The 17,412-nt window shown below is 54.8% G+C and carries 14 protein-coding genes; 1 reads left to right on the top strand and 13 read right to left on the bottom strand.

Annotated elements, in window-relative coordinates:
* Positions 1-19: 19 nt before the first annotated feature.
* The 4 genes from sufD to AC0JZ1_RS08135 all read right to left on the bottom strand — a co-directional run bounded on the left by sufD (position 20) and on the right by AC0JZ1_RS08135 (position 4,920).
* Entirely contained in the window at positions 20-1,294 is a 1,275-nt protein-coding gene (gene sufD / locus AC0JZ1_RS08150) for a Fe-S cluster assembly protein SufD (RefSeq protein ID WP_471881891.1), read from the bottom strand.
* Between the two features lie 24 nt (positions 1,295-1,318).
* Entirely contained in the window at positions 1,319-2,074 is a 756-nt protein-coding gene (gene sufC, locus AC0JZ1_RS08145) for a Fe-S cluster assembly ATPase SufC (protein ID WP_471881890.1), read from the bottom strand.
* 69 nt (positions 2,075-2,143) lie between these two features.
* Positions 2,144-3,613: a Fe-S cluster assembly protein SufB gene (gene sufB, locus AC0JZ1_RS08140; protein WP_471881889.1), complete on the bottom strand. Its 1,470-nt coding sequence runs from the start codon at positions 3,611-3,613 to the stop codon at positions 2,144-2,146.
* A 140-nt stretch (positions 3,614-3,753) separates the two neighbouring features.
* Positions 3,754-4,920 (bottom strand): cysteine desulfurase family protein, encoded by a 1,167-nt coding sequence (locus AC0JZ1_RS08135; RefSeq protein WP_471881888.1) that lies wholly within the window; start codon positions 4,918-4,920, stop codon positions 3,754-3,756.
* 209 nt (positions 4,921-5,129) lie between these two features.
* On the opposite strand from AC0JZ1_RS08135, the gene AC0JZ1_RS08130 reads away from it, so the two are divergent.
* The gene (locus AC0JZ1_RS08130) at positions 5,130-5,807 is read left to right on the top strand and encodes an alpha/beta hydrolase (RefSeq protein WP_471881887.1); all 678 of its coding nucleotides are present in this window, start codon (positions 5,130-5,132) and stop codon (positions 5,805-5,807) included.
* A 74-nt stretch (positions 5,808-5,881) separates the two neighbouring features.
* Here the strand turns inward: AC0JZ1_RS08130 and AC0JZ1_RS08125 are convergent, their stop codons facing one another.
* The 9 genes from AC0JZ1_RS08125 to pcsA all read right to left on the bottom strand — a co-directional run bounded on the left by AC0JZ1_RS08125 (position 5,882) and on the right by pcsA (position 17,271).
* Entirely contained in the window at positions 5,882-7,336 is a 1,455-nt protein-coding gene (locus AC0JZ1_RS08125; protein WP_471881886.1) for an esterase-like activity of phytase family protein, read from the bottom strand.
* Between the two features lie 113 nt (positions 7,337-7,449).
* Positions 7,450-8,106, bottom strand: a complete 657-nt coding sequence (locus AC0JZ1_RS08120) for a DUF502 domain-containing protein (RefSeq protein ID WP_471881885.1) — start codon at positions 8,104-8,106, stop codon at positions 7,450-7,452.
* A gap of 130 nt (positions 8,107-8,236) precedes the next feature.
* On the bottom strand, positions 8,237-10,063 hold the full coding sequence (gene glmS / locus AC0JZ1_RS08115; RefSeq protein ID WP_471881884.1) for a glutamine--fructose-6-phosphate transaminase (isomerizing): 1,827 nt from the start codon (positions 10,061-10,063) through the stop codon (positions 8,237-8,239).
* A 108-nt stretch (positions 10,064-10,171) separates the two neighbouring features.
* Positions 10,172-11,533 carry a bifunctional UDP-N-acetylglucosamine diphosphorylase/glucosamine-1-phosphate N-acetyltransferase GlmU gene (gene glmU / locus AC0JZ1_RS08110; RefSeq protein ID WP_471881883.1) on the bottom strand — a complete coding sequence of 454 codons (1,362 nt, stop codon included), beginning with the start codon at positions 11,531-11,533 and terminating at the stop codon, positions 10,172-10,174.
* A gap of 161 nt (positions 11,534-11,694) precedes the next feature.
* Complete coding sequence (locus tag AC0JZ1_RS08105) at positions 11,695-12,768, bottom strand: BMP family ABC transporter substrate-binding protein (protein WP_471881882.1); 1,074 nt, start codon at positions 12,766-12,768, stop codon at positions 11,695-11,697.
* Between the two features lie 45 nt (positions 12,769-12,813).
* Positions 12,814-13,728 (bottom strand): ABC transporter permease, encoded by a 915-nt coding sequence (locus tag AC0JZ1_RS08100; protein ID WP_471881881.1) that lies wholly within the window; start codon positions 13,726-13,728, stop codon positions 12,814-12,816.
* Between the two features lie 3 nt (positions 13,729-13,731).
* Positions 13,732-14,823, bottom strand: a complete 1,092-nt coding sequence (locus AC0JZ1_RS08095) for an ABC transporter permease (RefSeq protein WP_471881880.1) — start codon at positions 14,821-14,823, stop codon at positions 13,732-13,734.
* A complete protein-coding gene (locus AC0JZ1_RS08090) occupies positions 14,813-16,387 on the bottom strand; it encodes an ABC transporter ATP-binding protein (protein ID WP_471881879.1) in 1,575 nt (524 codons plus the stop codon). Before AC0JZ1_RS08090 ends, AC0JZ1_RS08095 begins: the two co-directional genes overlap by 11 nt.
* Positions 16,388-16,536: 149 nt before the next feature.
* Positions 16,537-17,271, bottom strand: a complete 735-nt coding sequence (gene pcsA, locus AC0JZ1_RS08085; RefSeq protein WP_471881878.1) for a phosphatidylcholine synthase — start codon at positions 17,269-17,271, stop codon at positions 16,537-16,539.
* Positions 17,272-17,412: the final 141 nt, after the last annotated feature.

Below are 17,412 nucleotides of genomic sequence, written 5' to 3'. Positions count from 1 at the left end.
GAACCGCCCTCTGCCTTGATCAGGCGTGTTTCTCAAGCCAAGAACCGATAACGGCTTCCAGAGCCTCAACCAGCGCTTCGTCTTCCAGCTCTTCGACGATCTCTGCTACGAAAGCATTTACCAGCATGGCGCGTGCCTTGTTACGCGGAATGCCGCGGGCCATCAGGTAGTAGAGATGGTTGCTATCGATATCGGCAACAGTCGCACCGTGACCGCACTGAACGTCGTCGGCAAAGATTTCGAGTTCCGGCTTGGCTGCAAACTCGGCGTCATCAGACATCAGAAGCGTGTTGCAGGCCATGCGTGCATCTGTCTTCTGCGCATCGATCGCAACTTTGATCATGCCCTGAAACACACCGCGGGCACGGTCGAAAATCACGTTACGGAAGACTTCCGTAGAGGTCGTATTCGGCACATTGTGACCGAGAACCAATGTCACATCCGTATGCGTATCTCCGCCCAGCAGGTTTACGCCGCGAAGCGTCAAATCGGCCCCTTCGCCGGCAACGTCAACACGCAGTTCCTGACGAACCAGCTTCCCGCCGGCATTAATAACGAACAGGCGCAGTTTGGCGTTCTCACCGATCCGCAGACGTACCTGACCCAAATGCGTATCGTTGGGACCCTGCTCCTGCAGGACAATCCACGTCACCTCTGCGCCGTCTTCGAGCGAGATATCGCTGATTGAAGAAACGAATGCCTGACCATCTGTGGTCTGGACATGGCGCTCGATAACTGTTGCTTTCGAGCCCGCGCCGAAGCTAACAGGGAAGCGTGTGTGAGCTTGGCCGGCGCCGTGCAAAGCCTGAATTTCGATAGGCTGCTCGATTTCTACGCCAGCCTGAAACTCCAGCACATAACCATCGCGAACGAAGCTACCGTTGATCTTGCCGACGGTGTCGTCTGCATCGCTGATAGAAAGACCGGGCGCCGCTGTTCCTTCGCGCAGCATATCTGCGAATGAAGAAATCACCACACCGTCAACGGAGGCCTTGGCATCTGCCTCGCCCTGGCGCGTCACCAGCACCGACGCCCCGTCCACCAGGGCCGTTGGATTGCGGGTAGATGCGGCTGGTGCATTGGCCGGAATGGCGCGAACCAACGTCTTCAAATCGGTATAGTGCCAAGCTTCAACGCGGCGCGTTGGAAGGCCATTGGTCTTGAGGTCATCCACGAGACGGTCCCGTGCGCTGATAACGGCTCCATTGCCCGGCAATTCGCCGATCTGGGCATTGTAGCTTTCAACCAACGCAGATTCCGCCGCCGTAAGCCGGCTTTGAGTCTGCATGTTCATGGCATTCATCCTCTTACCCTCGCCTCAGGCTGCCGTGCCGATGATATCGGCGTAGCCGTTGGCTTCCAGCTCGAGCGCCAAATCCTTATCGCCGGTGCGGATGATCTGACCCTTGTAGAGAACATGCACCGTGTCCGGCACGATGTAGTCCAGCAGGCGCTGATAGTGCGTGATGACGATCACAGCGCGGTCTGGCGACTTCAGAGCATTGACGCCATCGGCTACGATCTTCAGCGCATCGATATCAAGTCCAGAGTCTGTTTCGTCGAGCACGCAAAGCTTTGGCTCAAGCAGGGCCATCTGAAGAATCTCGGCGCGTTTTTTCTCACCACCGGAAAAACCGACGTTCAGGGGGCGCTTCAGCATATCCGGATTGATCTTCAATTCGGCAGCAGCTTCCTTCACGCGGCGCATAAAATCTGGCGTGGAAAGTTCATCTTCGCCCCGTGCCTTGCGCTGCTCGTTCATCGCCACCTTCAGGAACTGCATGGTAGCAACGCCCGGGATTTCGACCGGGTATTGGAAAGCAAGGAAAATGCCTTTTGAAGCACGTTCTGCTGGGTCCAACTCTAGAATGTTTTCGCCGTTATAGAGAATTTCGCCTTCGGTCACTTCATAGTCTTCGCGCCCGGACAAGATGTAGGACAGCGTGGACTTACCGGAGCCGTTTGGACCCATGATGGCCGCCACTTCACCAGCCTTCACCGTGAGGTTAAGACCCTTAATAATTTCAGTGCCGTCTTCGGCAATGCGGGCGTGCAGGTTCTTGATTTCAAGCATGTTTCTATCCTTCCGGACAAGGAGAATGGCGCAAAGCGCAATGACTAAAGCGGGGCGCGAGGGCTGCAATCAGCCCACGCTGCCCTCAAGTGAAATGCCGATCAGCTTCTGCGCTTCTACCGCGAATTCCATTGGAAGCTCCTGAATGACTTCCTTGACGAAACCGTTGACGATCAACGCGATCGCAGCTTCTTCAGGAATTCCACGCTGCAGGCAGTAGAACAGCTGATCCTCGGAAATCTTTGAGGTGGTTGCTTCGTGTTCAAACTGCGCAGACGAATTCTTGGCTTCTATGTATGGCACGGTGTGCGCACCGCACTTGTCACCAATCAGAAGCGAATCGCACTGGGTGAAGTTGCGGGCATTCGATGCCTTGCGATGAGCGGAAACCTGACCGCGATAAGTGTTCTGTGAAACGCCTGCCGCGATACCCTTCGAGATGATACGGCTCGACGTATTCTTGCCGAGATGAATCATCTTGGTGCCAGAATCGATCTGCTGATGACCGTTGGAAACGGCGATTGAATAGAACTCGCCGCGGCTATCGTCACCGCGCAAAATGCAGCTTGGGTACTTCCAGGTAATAGCAGAACCGGTCTCGACCTGCGTCCACGAAATTTTCGAGCGGTGGCCACGGCAATCGCCGCGCTTGGTCACGAAGTTGTAGATGCCGCCCTTACCCTGCGCATCGCCCGGATACCAGTTCTGAACCGTCGAGTACTTGATCTCGGCATCGTCCAGGGCGACGAGTTCGACAACAGCGGCATGAAGCTGATTTTCGTCGCGCTGCGGTGCTGTGCAGCCCTCGAGATAAGAGACGTAAGCCCCCTCTTCGGCAATGATCAGCGTGCGCTCGAACTGGCCTGTGTTCTTCTCGTTAATACGGAAGTAGGTGGAGAGCTCCATCGGGCAACGAACGCCCTTCGGCACGAACACGAACGAACCATCCGTGAATACCGCCGAGTTCAGCGTCGCATAATAGTTATCCGAGGTGGGAACAACGGAGCCCAGATACTTCTTCACCAAATCCGGATGCTCACGAACAGCCTCCGAAATGGACATGAAGATAACGCCAGCTTTCGCCAGTTCCTTCTTGAAGGTCGTCACAACGGAGACGGAGTCAAACACGGCATCAACCGCTACGCGCGGCTTTTCAACGCCGGCCAGTATTTCCTGCTCTTTCAGCGGAATACCAAGCTTCTCGTACACTTTCAGAAGCTCAGGATCGACCTCTTCAAGCGATTTTGGACCGGACGTGGTCTTGGGCGCTGCATAATAATATAGATCGTTGAAATCGATCTTTGGGTAATCCACGCGCGCCCAGGTGGGCTCGTCCATCGTCAACCAGCGGCGATAGGCCTCAAGACGCCATTCCAGCATCCACTCCGGCTCTTCCTTCTTGGCGGAGATGAAGCGAATGATATCTTCTGAAAGGCCCTTCGGAGCCTTATCAACTTCGATGACCGTTTCGAAGCCATACTTGTACTGGTCAACATCGATCTGGCGGACCTGATCGATCGTTTCCTGCACGGCAGCCATACTCGTTCTCCAATCTCGCCGGAATCAAGGGTCCGGCAGCTTGTCATACTGTGGCGGGGGTCCGCCTTATGTAGGGGCCAGAAGGCGGTTTTCACACCATTTGGCAAGTCAAATTTTGCGTTTTTGCAATTCGTCCAGTCTTACGCAGCGCCACCCGCCGGTTTTCGCCTGCCAACAATACGCTGAAAGGCAGCAAGCGCCTTTTCGATATCGCGGCCCGCTGTCGAAGGTCCGAGAGATATACGCAAAGCACCCATATCGGGATCGCAACCCATGGCCGCAAGCACATGGCTCTGCCCGACCTTACCGGATGAGCAAGCCGCGCCAGCAGAGAGCGCAACACCTTCCAGATCGAAGGCGATTTGCCCGGTTTCCGATTTCAAGCCTGGCAATGAGAAGAAACAGGTGTTGGCGACGCGCACCACATCGGCACCATGAATAACTACATCTGGTGCCGCAGCGCGCATACCCGCCTCAAGCTGATCGCGCAGACCGGACATGCGCTCATTGCGAACAGAAATTTCATGAAGCGCCTCCTCCGCTGCCGCACCGAAGCCCACAATACCGGGAAAGTTTTCAGTACCAGATCGATGCCCTTTTTCCTGCCCGCCGCCGTGAATGAGCGCCTGTGGCATCATCACCTCGCCTCGTGCAATCAAGGCCCCCACGCCTTTTGGGCCGCCGATCTTGTGCGAGGAAATAATCAAGAAGTCAGCATCGAGTGCAGAAATATCGATGGAAACACGACCCACACCCTGCACAGCATCCACAACCAGCAATCCGCCTTTAGCATGTACCAGCTTGGCTGCCTCTGCTACTGGTTGAACAACGCCAGTTTCATTGTTGGCCAGCATGATTGCCACCATGGGCAAGCCGTCATCAGCCTCATGGCGAGCGAGCAAAGCTTCCAAGCCAGACAAATCGACGACACCCGATGAAGTGACTGGGATCTCAGCAATCTGGCTGCGTGAAAAACGCCCGCCCTCTCGAATTGCGGGATGTTCGATAGATGATACGTAAAGCCTGCCAAAGCGAAGCGTCGAGCGCCCCATTTTGAAATCAGGCGTCAGTACTAGATTGGCTGCTTCCGTTGCACCGCTGGTAAAGGTTACATGCTGGGCCTCGGCACCCACCAGGGACGCGACCTGCTGGCGGGCCTTACCCAATGCGGCGCGAGCAGCGCGCCCTTCCGTATGAACTGAAGACGCATTTCCCGGCAATTCGTAAGCAGCAAGCATGGCGGAACGGGCCACATCAGAAAGCGGCGCTGTTGCGTTCCAATCCAGATATGCTCTTTCCGCTGCCATTGCCTCTTCCGGTTTCCAGTCTAGTTGATACAGGCGACGCATTTTTCTTGAAATTTTCGCCTTGCATGCCTTATGAGACGACCAACTGGGCAGCGCCAATAGCAGCCCACTTTCGAATGGTTCTAAACTGTTTCTAGAAAAGATGAGCGGCTTCGTCAAGTCAAGGCATCGGGAAACGTTTGAAACATCCAAAGCTGACCGGAGTACCGATGCCAGAAGTCATTTTTAACGGCCCTGCAGGCCGCCTCGAAGGGCGCTACCAGCCTTCCAAAGAAAAGAGCGCACCGATTGCGATCATCCTGCATCCGCACCCCCAGTTCGGCGGCACGATGAACAATCAGATCGTTTATCAGCTGTTCTATATGTTCCAGAAGCGCGGCTTCACGACCCTCCGCTTCAACTTCCGTGGAATTGGTCGAAGCCAAGGCGAGTTTGATCACGGTGCAGGCGAGCTTTCTGACGCTGCTTCTGCTCTCGATTGGGTGCAGAGCCTGCATCCTGATTCGAAGAGCTGCTGGGTTGCCGGATATTCCTTCGGCGCATGGATTGGGATGCAGTTGCTTATGCGTCGCCCGGAAATCGAAGGCTTCATGTCGATTGCGCCGCAACCGAACACCTATGACTTTTCCTTCCTGGCGCCCTGCCCCTCATCCGGCCTCATCATCAATGGCGACTCGGATAAGGTCGCGCCGGAAAAGGATGTGAATGGTCTGGTTGAGAAGCTGAAGACTCAGAAGGGCATCCTCATCACGCACCGTACCGTCGAAGGCGCGAACCACTTCTTCAACAATAAGGTTGAAGCGCTGATGGGCGAATGTGAGGATTATCTGGACCGTCGCCTGAATGGCGAACTGGTTCCTGAGCCGGCAGCAAAGCGCATCCGATAAATTTTCTGAAACGTTGAGAATAAAATTTGGAAGGCCCCATCGGGGCCTTCCTTCGTTTCCGGCTAATGGTTAGCTTATTTGAGGCCGGGGAGAGTGACGCGATAGACCTGGAACATGGTGTCAACGTCTGCCCCACCTTCAGCTTTGTATGCCGCACCAACCTGAAAGCCATCCTGCGTCAGGAAGTCGTTATCATTGGCAACAAACAAAAAGTAATCATCCGGAGCAGCAGTATCCTGAACGCTCGCTAGCGACATGGCTTCCCATTTTTCGGACAGGTTGTTCTTGTCATTTGGCGCGCCGTTGTGCAGGCCAAAGCGGGCAAGCTGCTCCTTGTCATTCAAATCAATGAATGGCGAGACCTTTGCGACTTTCACAGTTGGATCAACAATCCCCTTTGGCGCTACCGGCTTTGCTGCATCAAATTCGGAGTTGGCAATGTCGGTTGCTTCAGACAAATCCACTGAAACGATTTGGCGGTAGGCCGAAGTATCGCCCTTCAGACCTTGGCCGTTATTGCTGTCACGCGCCAACATCAAGAAGCTCTTGTCGGACAGCGCCAGAATTTCGCTCTGTGCAGCCACACCCACTTTGCCTTTGTTGTCAAAGGTCGGCAGCGGCACAACAAATTCATGGACGAGTTTCATATGATCGATATCTGCTGCATCGTAGACAAGTGCGCGTGTGTTCATGCGCGTCTGGCCGGAATCGCCGCCATCCTGCCGAGCTGCCGATTGCAGAACGGCGATCACATACTTGCCATCCGGCGTCATCGACATGCCTTCCAGACCCTGATTGTTTTGACGGCCTGTATCGGGATCTTTGGGCTCGGGCTTTTTGCCTTGCGCGTCCACATTGTTGGAAGAGAAATTGATCTCTCCATTGCGCATGGGAAGTAGCGCCTTCGGCGGCTGTGTGGCCGAAACCATCTTACCTTCAGACGTGAAGTGATAGATGTACGGGCCATATTCATCGCTGATAAGGAAAGAGCCTTCCTTCAAGCGAATGACGGCCTCCGGGTCCATTGCAATCTTTCCCGTTCGAGCCTGAGGCAACGCCGGAAAATTATTAGCCGCAGCCCGTATACCCGCTTCTGGATCAAGACCTGTCAGGTTCTTGCCCTGATCGTCGGTCAAAAGGATCGTATCGGCCAGTTTCGTCTGAAGCGAGGATGTTTGACCAGCTTCACCCGGCGCACCATTGACCGGTACAAGGCGGAACTCGATCTTATTCAGCCGATCATTGTAATCCGTGGTGCCTTCCACGTTGTAGCCGCGGTCAGGTAGCAGCCACAGCGAGCCAGAATAACTGTCTCCGTCCTTCCTCCAGGTCGTGGTGTCTATGGCCATGCCGGACCCTGATCCGAAAGTTTCGCCAAACTTGTCTTTCTGGCTTGCAGGAATACGGCCAACGGCGACGAGCCCCTTGTTCTGGGGCGTGGCGTCAGCGTAAGCAAATGCGGGCAGCATGAGCGATGTTGCCACAGAGATCAGCAAGCAGCGCTTGCCGTTTCGGAAAAGAGAATTCATGGAGTTGCATCCTTTGGCGTGACAAGAGGAAAACCTGCTCGACTGCGAAAACAGTCGCGTTTCGAGCCCCTTGCCCCAGTGTCTAGGATTGCAACATGACAATCAGATGAAGCTCATAAAAGCAGCTTTGGCTTCCATTCAGGCGTGATCAATCCGCCGGAAATCAGTAGTTTGGCAGCATCTTCGGGTGTCATGTCCAAAACAATGACCTTCTCTTTCGGCACGAACATGAGAAAGCCTGCTGTTGGCACTGGCGTCGGCGGCAAAAAGACAGCCATCATTTCCTGCCCAAGTTCATTGAAGCGATGCGCCACCTCGCCCTGAGCCTCAGCGGCAATGAACACAAGTGCCCAGGTACCGGGGCTCGGAAACTCGACGAGCCCCACCTTCTTGAAGGAGGTGGACTGATCCTTCAGCACGGTTTCGAAAATCTGCTTCAGGCTCTTGTAAAGCGTACGAACGAGAGGCGTGCGATTGAGGATCGACTCACCAAAATTGACGATGGAGCGACCAATCAGGTTTTTTCCCAGAAAGCCGATCACCGTTATGAAAAGAACCGCGATCACCAAGCCGAGCCCCGGAATGGTGATGTCAAAATAATATTGCGGGTTATAGCGTTGCGGGATGTAAGGCGTGACCCAACTGTCAGCCCAATCAATAAATGCGAATGTCAGCCATATTGTAATTGCCAGGGGCGCGCAGATAATGAGGCCAGTGAGGAAGTTGTTCCGCAACCGTCCAGCAAGCGTAATTCGTTCCGGGCTATCCATGGGCTGCTTTCAATCTTGATTCCGCAATGCACAAAGCAGAGGATTCGGACAATGCCGAACCCTCTTCACCCCCGCAAGAGGTGACTGCGAATAAACGCAGCTTCAACGGCCAATCAGCCAGCTTCGAAGATCACTCTACAGTGACTGATTTTGCCAGATTCCGTGGCTGGTCCACATCCGTACCCATGAACACGGCCGTATGATACGCGAGCAACTGGATCGGCAGCGAGAAGATCATTGGCGCGATAACTTCGTCCACATTGGGAAGAACGATCGTTGCCATGGTCTCCAGTTTGGAAGCAGCCGCACCCTTCTCATCCGTCACGAAAATAATCTTGCCGCCACGAGCCGCAACTTCCTGCATATTGGAAACTGTTTTTTCGAAGAAGCGATCATGAGGCGCAATGACGATGACCGGCATGTTCTCGTCGATCAGGGCAATCGGGCCGTGTTTCAGCTCACCGGCGGCATAGCCTTCAGCATGGATGTAGGAGATTTCCTTCAGCTTCAGAGCACCTTCCAGTGCGAGCGGATAGCTTGTGCCACGACCGAGATAAAGAACATCCTTGAAGCGGGATAGCTCCCGCGACAGAAGTTCGATCTCCGGCTGGATCTGATTGAGAACCTTGCTCATGATGCGCGGCATCTCGGTGAGATGCCGTACCAGTTCCTTTTCCTGCACCTCACTCAGGGTGCCACGGGCACGGCCTGCCTGAATGGAAAGGGCAGCCAACACGGCCAACTGGCAGGTGAACGCCTTGGTGGAGGCAACACCGATTTCGGGTCCGGCAAGAATCGGGAAAATCGCATCGGCTTCCCGCGCAATCGTAGACTCCTTGACGTTGACCACCGCGCCAATCGGCAAGCCCTCATCCTTGCAGTAGCGCAGAGAGGCCAGAGTATCTGCCGTTTCGCCAGACTGGGAAATGAACAGAGCTGCCTGATCCTTGGAGAGCGGTATTTCGCGGTAGCGAAACTCCGATGCCACATCGATCTCGACGGGTAGGCGCGCGTACCGCTCGAACCAGTATTTGCCCACAAGACCGGACAGATAGGCGGTGCCACAGGCTGAGATCGCCAAGCTGCGGATTGCAGCAAAATCGATGGCCTTGTCCTGCTCGCGAATGGCCCCGCTTGCAAAATCAATATAATGGCTCAGCGCGTGAGAAATGATCTCCGGCTGCTCATAGATTTCCTTTTCCATGAAATGGCGGTGATTGCCTTTATCCACCATCAACGCCGCAGTCTGGGAGATCTGGATAGGACGTTCAACAGGATTACCAGCATAATCGGTAATCGAAACGCCCTTCGCCGTCATCACCGCGCAATCGCCATCGACGAGGTAGGTGATCTGGTTGGTGAAAGGCGCAAGAGCGATGGCATCAGAACCCAGGAACATCTCGTTTTGGCCATGGCCAACAGCCAGGGGCGGCCCAAAACGCGCGCTCATGATCGTACCCGGATCATCCTGGAAGATGACGACAAGCGCGTATGCACCCGTCACACGGTTCAGCATGGCCAGCATCGCTTGATGATGATCCATGCTCTCGCGCGTGTACTTGGCAAGAAGATGAGCAACCACTTCCGTGTCGGTCTGGCTTGAAAAAACTGCACCTTCGGCAGTGAGTTCGTCACGAAGCTCGGAGAAGTTCTCGATAATGCCATTATGGACGACAGCGACACCCTCGACAAAATGCGGGTGAGCATTGGTCTCGTTCGGCGCACCGTGCGTTGCCCAACGCGTGTGTGCGATGCCGATATTCCCTGGCAGTGGATCGCCCGCCAGCTTCCTTTCAAGATTGAAGAGCTTGCCTTCCGCACGGCGACGGTCAAGTCTGCCCTCGTGAATGGTGGCAACACCGGCAGAATCGTAGCCCCGGTATTCTAACCGGCGCAAGGCTTCGACCAGCCGCTCAGCGACCGCCTGCTGACCGACGATCCCCACAATGCCACACATACGAACCTCTCTTCCTGAATCTCTTACTCGGCACGTTCCTACCGCACTGCGCAAGAAGTGCAATCATGGCCGCAGTCAATTTGAATTTCCGGCCGTAACCTTAGCTTCTTAATGCCCAGCTTTCTTTGCTGCCTTCACGGCGGCAGCTCTTTCGCGGATCAACTTGGCCCTCTCCGGCTTAATCTCTTGGCGCGCTCGTCCGAGTGCCAAAGCATCATCTGGCACATCGTAGGTCACCACGCTGCCAGAGGCGACATAAGCCCCGTTCCCGATGGAGACAGGTGCCACCAGCGACGAATTGGAACCGATAAAGGCATTTTCACCGATGCGCGTTTCGTGCTTGTTCACCCCATCGTAGTTGCAGGTAATAGTGCCTGCGCCGATGTTGGAGCCAGCACCGATCGAGGCGTCTCCGATATAGGTCAAATGATTGACCTTAGCGCCTGCGCCAATCGTGGCCTTCTTCACCTCACAAAAATTGCCGACCTTGGAATCCGGACCGAGTTCTGCACCGGGGCGCAGCCTTGCGAAAGGGCCAACTGTTGCGCCGCTGGCCACATGCGCGCCTTCAATGTGAGAGAATGCATGGATGATAGCGCCGCTTTCCACGGTTACGCCTGGTCCAAACACGACATTCGGCTCAACCAAAACATCGGGATGCAGAACCGTATCATAGGCCAGGAACACTGTTTCTGGTGCAATCATCGAAACGCCGGAAATCATGAGTTCGTGACGGCGGCGCTGCTGCCAGCTAGCCTCAAGCAGGGCAAGTTCGGCTCTTGTATTGCAGCCAGCAAGTTCTGCTTCCGGCGCATCTACAGCCACGACCTTGGCTCCTGCGGCACGGGCAATCTCAACGATATCAGTCAGGTAGAACTCGCCCTTGGCATTCTTGTTGTCGATCTTGTCGAGCCATTCCAAAGCGCGCACGCCGTTGATGACCATAAGGCCGCTATTGCAGCGTGTTACTTTTCGCTCCTCGTCCGTCGCGTCCTTTTCCTCGCGAATAGCTACGAGTTCACCATCCTTGACGAGCAGGCGACCGTAACCAGTGGGGTTCAAAGTTTGAAACCCGATGACAACAATGTCTGCGCCATCCGCCATAAGGGCTCGTGCCTTGGAAAAGCTCTCTGGGCGCACCAAAGGCACATCGCCATAAGTTACTAGAATCTCGTCATAACCCTCGGAAATGGCATCCCGCGCTGTCAGCACCGCATGGCCGGTTCCAAGACGCTGTGTCTGCAGAACGGTAGAAACAGTCACACCATCGATACCACCGGCCTTTGCGACCGCATCCGCATCTCGGCCCAGCACCAAAACAGCATCGCGAATGGACGCATCTTTGATTGAACGCATGGCATGAGAAATCATAGGAAGGCCAGCGACAGGGTGCAGAACCTTCGACATTGATGATTTCATGCGTGTGCTGTCGCCAGCAGCGAGAATAACAGCAAGACAGGTGCGTTCCATGCGACTCTCCTCGGAAGATCGCGCGCTTGTAGCAGTAATTTCAATGGATCGCCAAGCGGAGCACTCAGGCATATGCCGCACGAGCATTCCCTTAGGCGAAAATGCAAAAGCCGCCCGCGATTAAGTCGCGAGCGGCTGTTTAAATATTTGGTCAGCAAGCCTTATTGCGGCAGCTTGTCGTCCACACCTTCAACGTAGAAGTTCATGCCGAGCAGTACGCCATCTTCAGGCTTTTCGCCCTGCTTCAGCCAGGCAGAACCATCCTGCTTGTTGATGGGGCCTGTGAACGGATGCAACTCGCCAGACTTGATCTTGGCTTCCGTTTCTTCCGCCATTGCCTTCACGTCATCCGGCATATTGGTGTAAGGCGCCATCGTCAGAATGCCGTCTTTCAAACCATCCCAGACTTGTTCGGACTTCCAGGTACCATCAAGAAGCGCCTTTGTGCGCTTGATATAGTAGGCGCCCCAGGTATCGACAATCGCCGTCAACTGCGTCTTTGGACCAGCGGCGATCATGTCAGAAGCCTGACCAAACGCCATGATGCCACGTTCGGCAGCCACCTGCATCGGAGCGGTGGAATCTGTGTGCTGCGTCAGAATATCAACGCCCTGATCGATCAGAGCCTTTGCAGCATCGGCTTCCTTGCCTGGGTCGATCCAGGTATTTGCCCATACCACCTTCAACTTGAAGTTAGGATTGACGGACTTTGCACCTAGCTCGAAGGCATTGATGCCCATGACCACTTCCGGGATGGGGAAGGAAGCGATGTAACCGGCCACGCCCTTCTTGGACATTTTCGCGGCGATCTGGCCCTGAATGTAACGGCCTTCGTAGAAACGCGAGTTATAGGTTGCGAGGTTTTCCGCAGCCTTGAAGCCTGTCGCATGTTCGAATTTCACCTTCGGGAACTTCTGCGCAACCTTTACTGTCGCATCCATGAAGCCGAAGGAGGTCGTGAAGACCATGGCACAGCCAGACCGTGCCATGCGCTCGATAGCACGCTCCGCATCCGGGCCTTCCGGAACGCTTTCCAGATAAGGGGTCTCGATCTTGTCGCCGAAAGTTTTCTGAAGTTCCTGGCGGCCAAGCTCATGCGCCTGCGTCCAACCACCATCAGTCTTTGTGCCAACGTAGATGAAGCAGACCTTGGTTTTATCCTGGGCCTGTGCGCCACTTACGAGGCCGCCGAGAGCGGCCGCCGTTGCGGCAAGTGCGATAATGAGCTTCTTCATATTCAACCCCTGTTTGGCATGAAGCTTCGAAGTACGGAGAACGCTTTATCTATCGGGAACGAAGGATTTCCCGAGCGATGCCGGCGTGTTGATGAGTGTCGTGCGACGATTATGCGAAATGATGATCAGCACGACAATAGTGACTGCATAAGGCAGCATGGAAAGAAACTGCGAGGGCACTCCAATGCCGAACGCCTGCGCATGCAATTGCAAGATGCCGACAGCGCCGAAAATGTAGCCACCTGCCAGCACTCTCCATGGCCTCCACGAGGCAAAAACCACAAGTGCAAGCGCGATCCAGCCGCGCCCCGCAGACATGTTTTCCACCCATTGCGGCGTATAGACCAGCGACAGTTGTGCACCGGCCAAACCGGCACAGGCACCGCCAAACATCACAGCCAGATAGCGCGTACGGATAACATCGATTCCAAGCGCGTGGGCAGAACCATGATTATCACCAATCGCCCGCAGCTTCAGGCCGCGGCGGCTTTTGAATAGGAACCAGTTGACGCCAATCACAAGAGCGATGCTGAGGTAGAACGTAATATCCTGCCGGAACAGCAAAGGGCCAAGGAAAGGGATTTCAGACAGAAGCGGAACAACAATCGGCTGTAGCTTCACGCCCGGAATACCGACAAATGCCTCGCCAATCTGGCCTGACAGTCCGAGACCCAAAATGGTCAGCGCAAGGCCGGTGGCAACCTGATTGGTCACCAGTGTCAACGTCAGAAAGCCGAACAGAAGCGAGAAGAATGCACCTCCCAAAATTCCGCACAGGATTCCTACGATTGGGTAGCCGGTAGTGTAGGCACCGGCAAAGGCGCACACTGCTCCCATAATCATCATACCCTCGACGCCGAGGTTGAGGACACCCGCCCGCTCAGTCACAAGCTCACCCATGGCAGCGATGACAAGCGGCGTGGCAGCGGTGATGATGGTCAAAAGAATGGCTTCAAGCATGACTCAAGACCTCGCTTCGGCGGCGGCACGTTTGGCTCCGAAGATGAGGCGCACGCGATAAAGGATCAGGGTGTCGCAGGACAGCACGAAGAAAAGCAGCAATCCTTGGAAAACCCGCGTTACTTTGTCAGATACGCCAAGCGATAGCTGAGCTGCCTCACCACCAAGATAGGTGAGCGCCAACACGAAGCCGGAAGCGATAATTCCAAGTGGATTAAGACGTCCTAGGAATGCAACTATAATGGCTGTGAAACCGTATCCGGGCGAAATGGATGGCTGCAAATGGCCAATAGAGCCCGATACTTCGGATATTCCAGCTAAACCGGCAAAAGCACCGGATAGCATCAGCGAAAACCAAACCATGCGGCGCGATGAAAAGCCTGCAAAGCGCCCTGCCCGCTCAGACTTGCCGAGAACCTCTACCTGAAAACCTTTCAGCATGAAGCGCATCATAAACCAAATGCCAATCGCCGCGACCAAGGCGAAAACGATGGCCCAGTGGGCGCGGCCACTCTCCAGCAGTTCCGGCAAAACAGCTTCAGGCGCGAAGCTCACGGTCTGCGGAAAATTGAACCCTTTTGGATCGCGCCAGGGGCCACGCGTCAGCCAGTCCAGAAACAGCTGGGCAATATAAACCAGCATGAGGCTGACAAGGATTTCATTGGTGTTGAAGCGCGTTTTTAAAAGCGCTGGAATCGCTGCATATAATGCGCCACCGATGGCGCCCATGATCAACATCAGCGGCAGCACCAGCGACGAGTGCCACTGCGGCACCAAAACCGGCAAAATGGAGCCTGTGATGGCGCCAATGGTGAACTGGCCCTCTGCACCGATATTCCAATTGTTGGAGCGATAGCAGACGGACAGTCCAACGGCGATCAGGATGAGCGGAGCCGCCTTGATGGCAAGTTCATGCAGCGACCAAACTTCCAGCAGCGGCTCCACGAAGAAACTATAGAGCGCGTGAAATGGGTCTTTGCCCAACATCCAAAACATCAACGCACCGAACAACAGCGTCAACATCAGGGCCAGTAAGGGCGACACAACAGCAAACCACCCGGATGCGGCAGCGCGTCGCTCAAGCTCAATGCGCATGAGATTCTCCCGCCTGCTGTGTCGAATCGTGTATGCCGCCCATTAAGAGTCCGATTTTCTCCAGCGAAAGTTCACCCGCCGCATAGGGGCGTGAAAGCCTGCCTTCTGAGATAACGGCAATATTGGTTGCCACTTCAAAGATCTCATCGAGATCCTGGCTGATTACGACAACAGCGGAACCCGAACGTGCGAGATCGATCAGGGACTGTCGAATCCTGCTGGCAGCACCGGCATCTACGCCCCATGTCGGTTGATTGACGATTAGCACAGCGGGCTTTCGATCCAGCTCGCGCCCGATAATAAACTTTTGCAAATTGCCGCCGGAAAGGGAGGCCGCATTTGGATCTTCGCCGCTTTTGCGCACATCCATGATCTCACAGATACGTTTTGTCGCCTTGCGGATCGTATCATGCCGAATGACGCCAGCGAAACCGCCTGCCAGAAACGCCGTGCGGTCCGATTGGCTGCGGGAAAGCAGTAAATTGTCAGAAAGGCTCATGTCTGAGACGGCAGCATGGCCATGACGCTCTTCCGGCACAAAGCCAGCCCCCATCAAACGACGACCGTTGATGCCGATCCGGCCAACAGGCTTGCCTCTTAGTCGAATGGCTTCATCCGAAGCAACAGGATACTCACCCGAGAGTGCATCGAAGAGTTCGCCTTGACCATTGCCAGCGACGCCAGCAATAGCCAGCACCTCCCCAGCACGCACTTGTATGGCGATGTCCTTCAGTGCCACGGCGAATGGAGTCTTGGCAGAGACGGAGAGACCGGAAACTTCCAGCAGCGACGGTCCAAGATCAGCAGCTTCCGGCCGATGGATCGTCGCAACGTCAGCGCCAACCATCATCCGTGCAAGTGAAGCCGGCGTTTCTCGTCGCGGATCACAAGAACCCGTGACTTTGCCATGGCGCAGGACCGTTGCACGATCACAAATGCGCTGCACTTCTTCCAGCCTATGGCTGATATAGAGAACCGAGCGCCCTTCTGCCCTTAGCTTGAACAGAGTTTCAAAAAGCTTGTCTGCTTCCTGCGGCGTCAAAACGGAAGTCGGCTCATCCAGAATGATGAGCTTCGGATTTTGCAAAAGAGCGCGCACAATTTCTATGCGCTGCCGCTCTCCAACGGACAGATCCGCGACATGCGAATTTGGATCGAGCGGCAAGCCGTAGGCGCGAGACAATGCAGCAGCTTCTTCTGCAATCTTGGCCAGCGGAATTTTCGGGTTCAGGGATAGGGCAATGTTCTCGGCAACAGTCAGCGCTTCAAACAGTGAGAAGTGCTGGAACACCATTCCGATGCCCAGTTCACGCGCTTGTCCAGGTGATACCACTGTTCGCGCTTGGCCTTCCCAAACAATGTCGCCCGCGCTTGGCTGCAAAACGCCAAACAGCATTTTGACCAGCGTGGATTTTCCAGCGCCATTTTCACCCAAAAGAGCGTGAATTTCGCCAGGCGCAATGGTCAGATCGATGGCATTGCAGGCTGCGAAGCTACCGAAATATTTTGTCAGACCCCGAATTTGAAGAAGCGGTGACGCTTCCCGTGTGTGCGTCTCTGTCACTCGTATCCCCTCACACACCAGCGCGGGCTATCTTCTCCGAGATATGTCCATGCGATGTGCCGCTGATTGACCGGAAAGACCGGCGCGTGGATTAATTGATACAAGTTTTGTTGCTACGCACAACAGGAAATACGTTCTTAAGCCAACACTTAACTGGTTTTTCCGAGCTTGGGAAACAACTGTAGAATTCCGCCGATGCAAAACAGATAGACACCGGTTAGCACGACGCTCCACACCAGCCATGCTGGGGATTCAAACTGAAGGAGCAGCGAATAGCCGGAGAGTGCGCACCACAGAAGGAAAATCGAAAGATTGAGGCCGCGTAACCGCTTGACCCGAACCGGATGGAGAAAGTTGATGGGCAGGAACGTCAGGATAACGGCAGCAACCACCACGATGAGGGCAGCTGTCTCTGAAGGCTTTATGACAAAGAGTGTCAGGATCACCATGTTCCAGACGACAGGAAAGCCGGAGAAGAAATACTCATCCGTTTTCATGCCCATATCAGCGTAGTAGATTGCGCTTGATACAACGATCATACCAGCGGCAACAAAGGACCAGGTCTCCCCGATCATTCCGCTCTGATAAAGTGCGAAAGCTGGCAGGAGAACATAGGTCACGTAGTCGATGATGTTATCCAGCGTATCGCCGGACCAGTTTGGCAGAACCTCTTTCACGCGCACCTTACGAGCGATAGGCCCATCGATTCCATCGATCAGAAGCGCCAGACCAAGCCACCACCACATATCAACGAAACGGTGTTCGGCTGCGGCAACAACGCCCAGAAATGCGAGGAAGGAACCTGAGGCCGTGAGCACATGAACCGAGAAAGCCCGAATTTCTGCATAGGGCACTTTTCGGTAATTGAAGATTCGCCTGATCACGCCCTGCTCCGAATGTCTAAACCACATACCGGGTATGCGGCCAATCGGCGCGCTTTGCAACCTTGACGCCGTTCAAGCGGCACAGGCCATGGATAACTGTTACAAGTTTGCCTACATAGAGCATACTGATAGAGCATGAAG

It is taken from the genome of Affinirhizobium capsici, assembly GCF_977018625.1.
The sequence above is the reverse complement of the archived record's forward strand: the minus strand, read 5'-3'. Positions and strand labels throughout refer to the sequence as shown.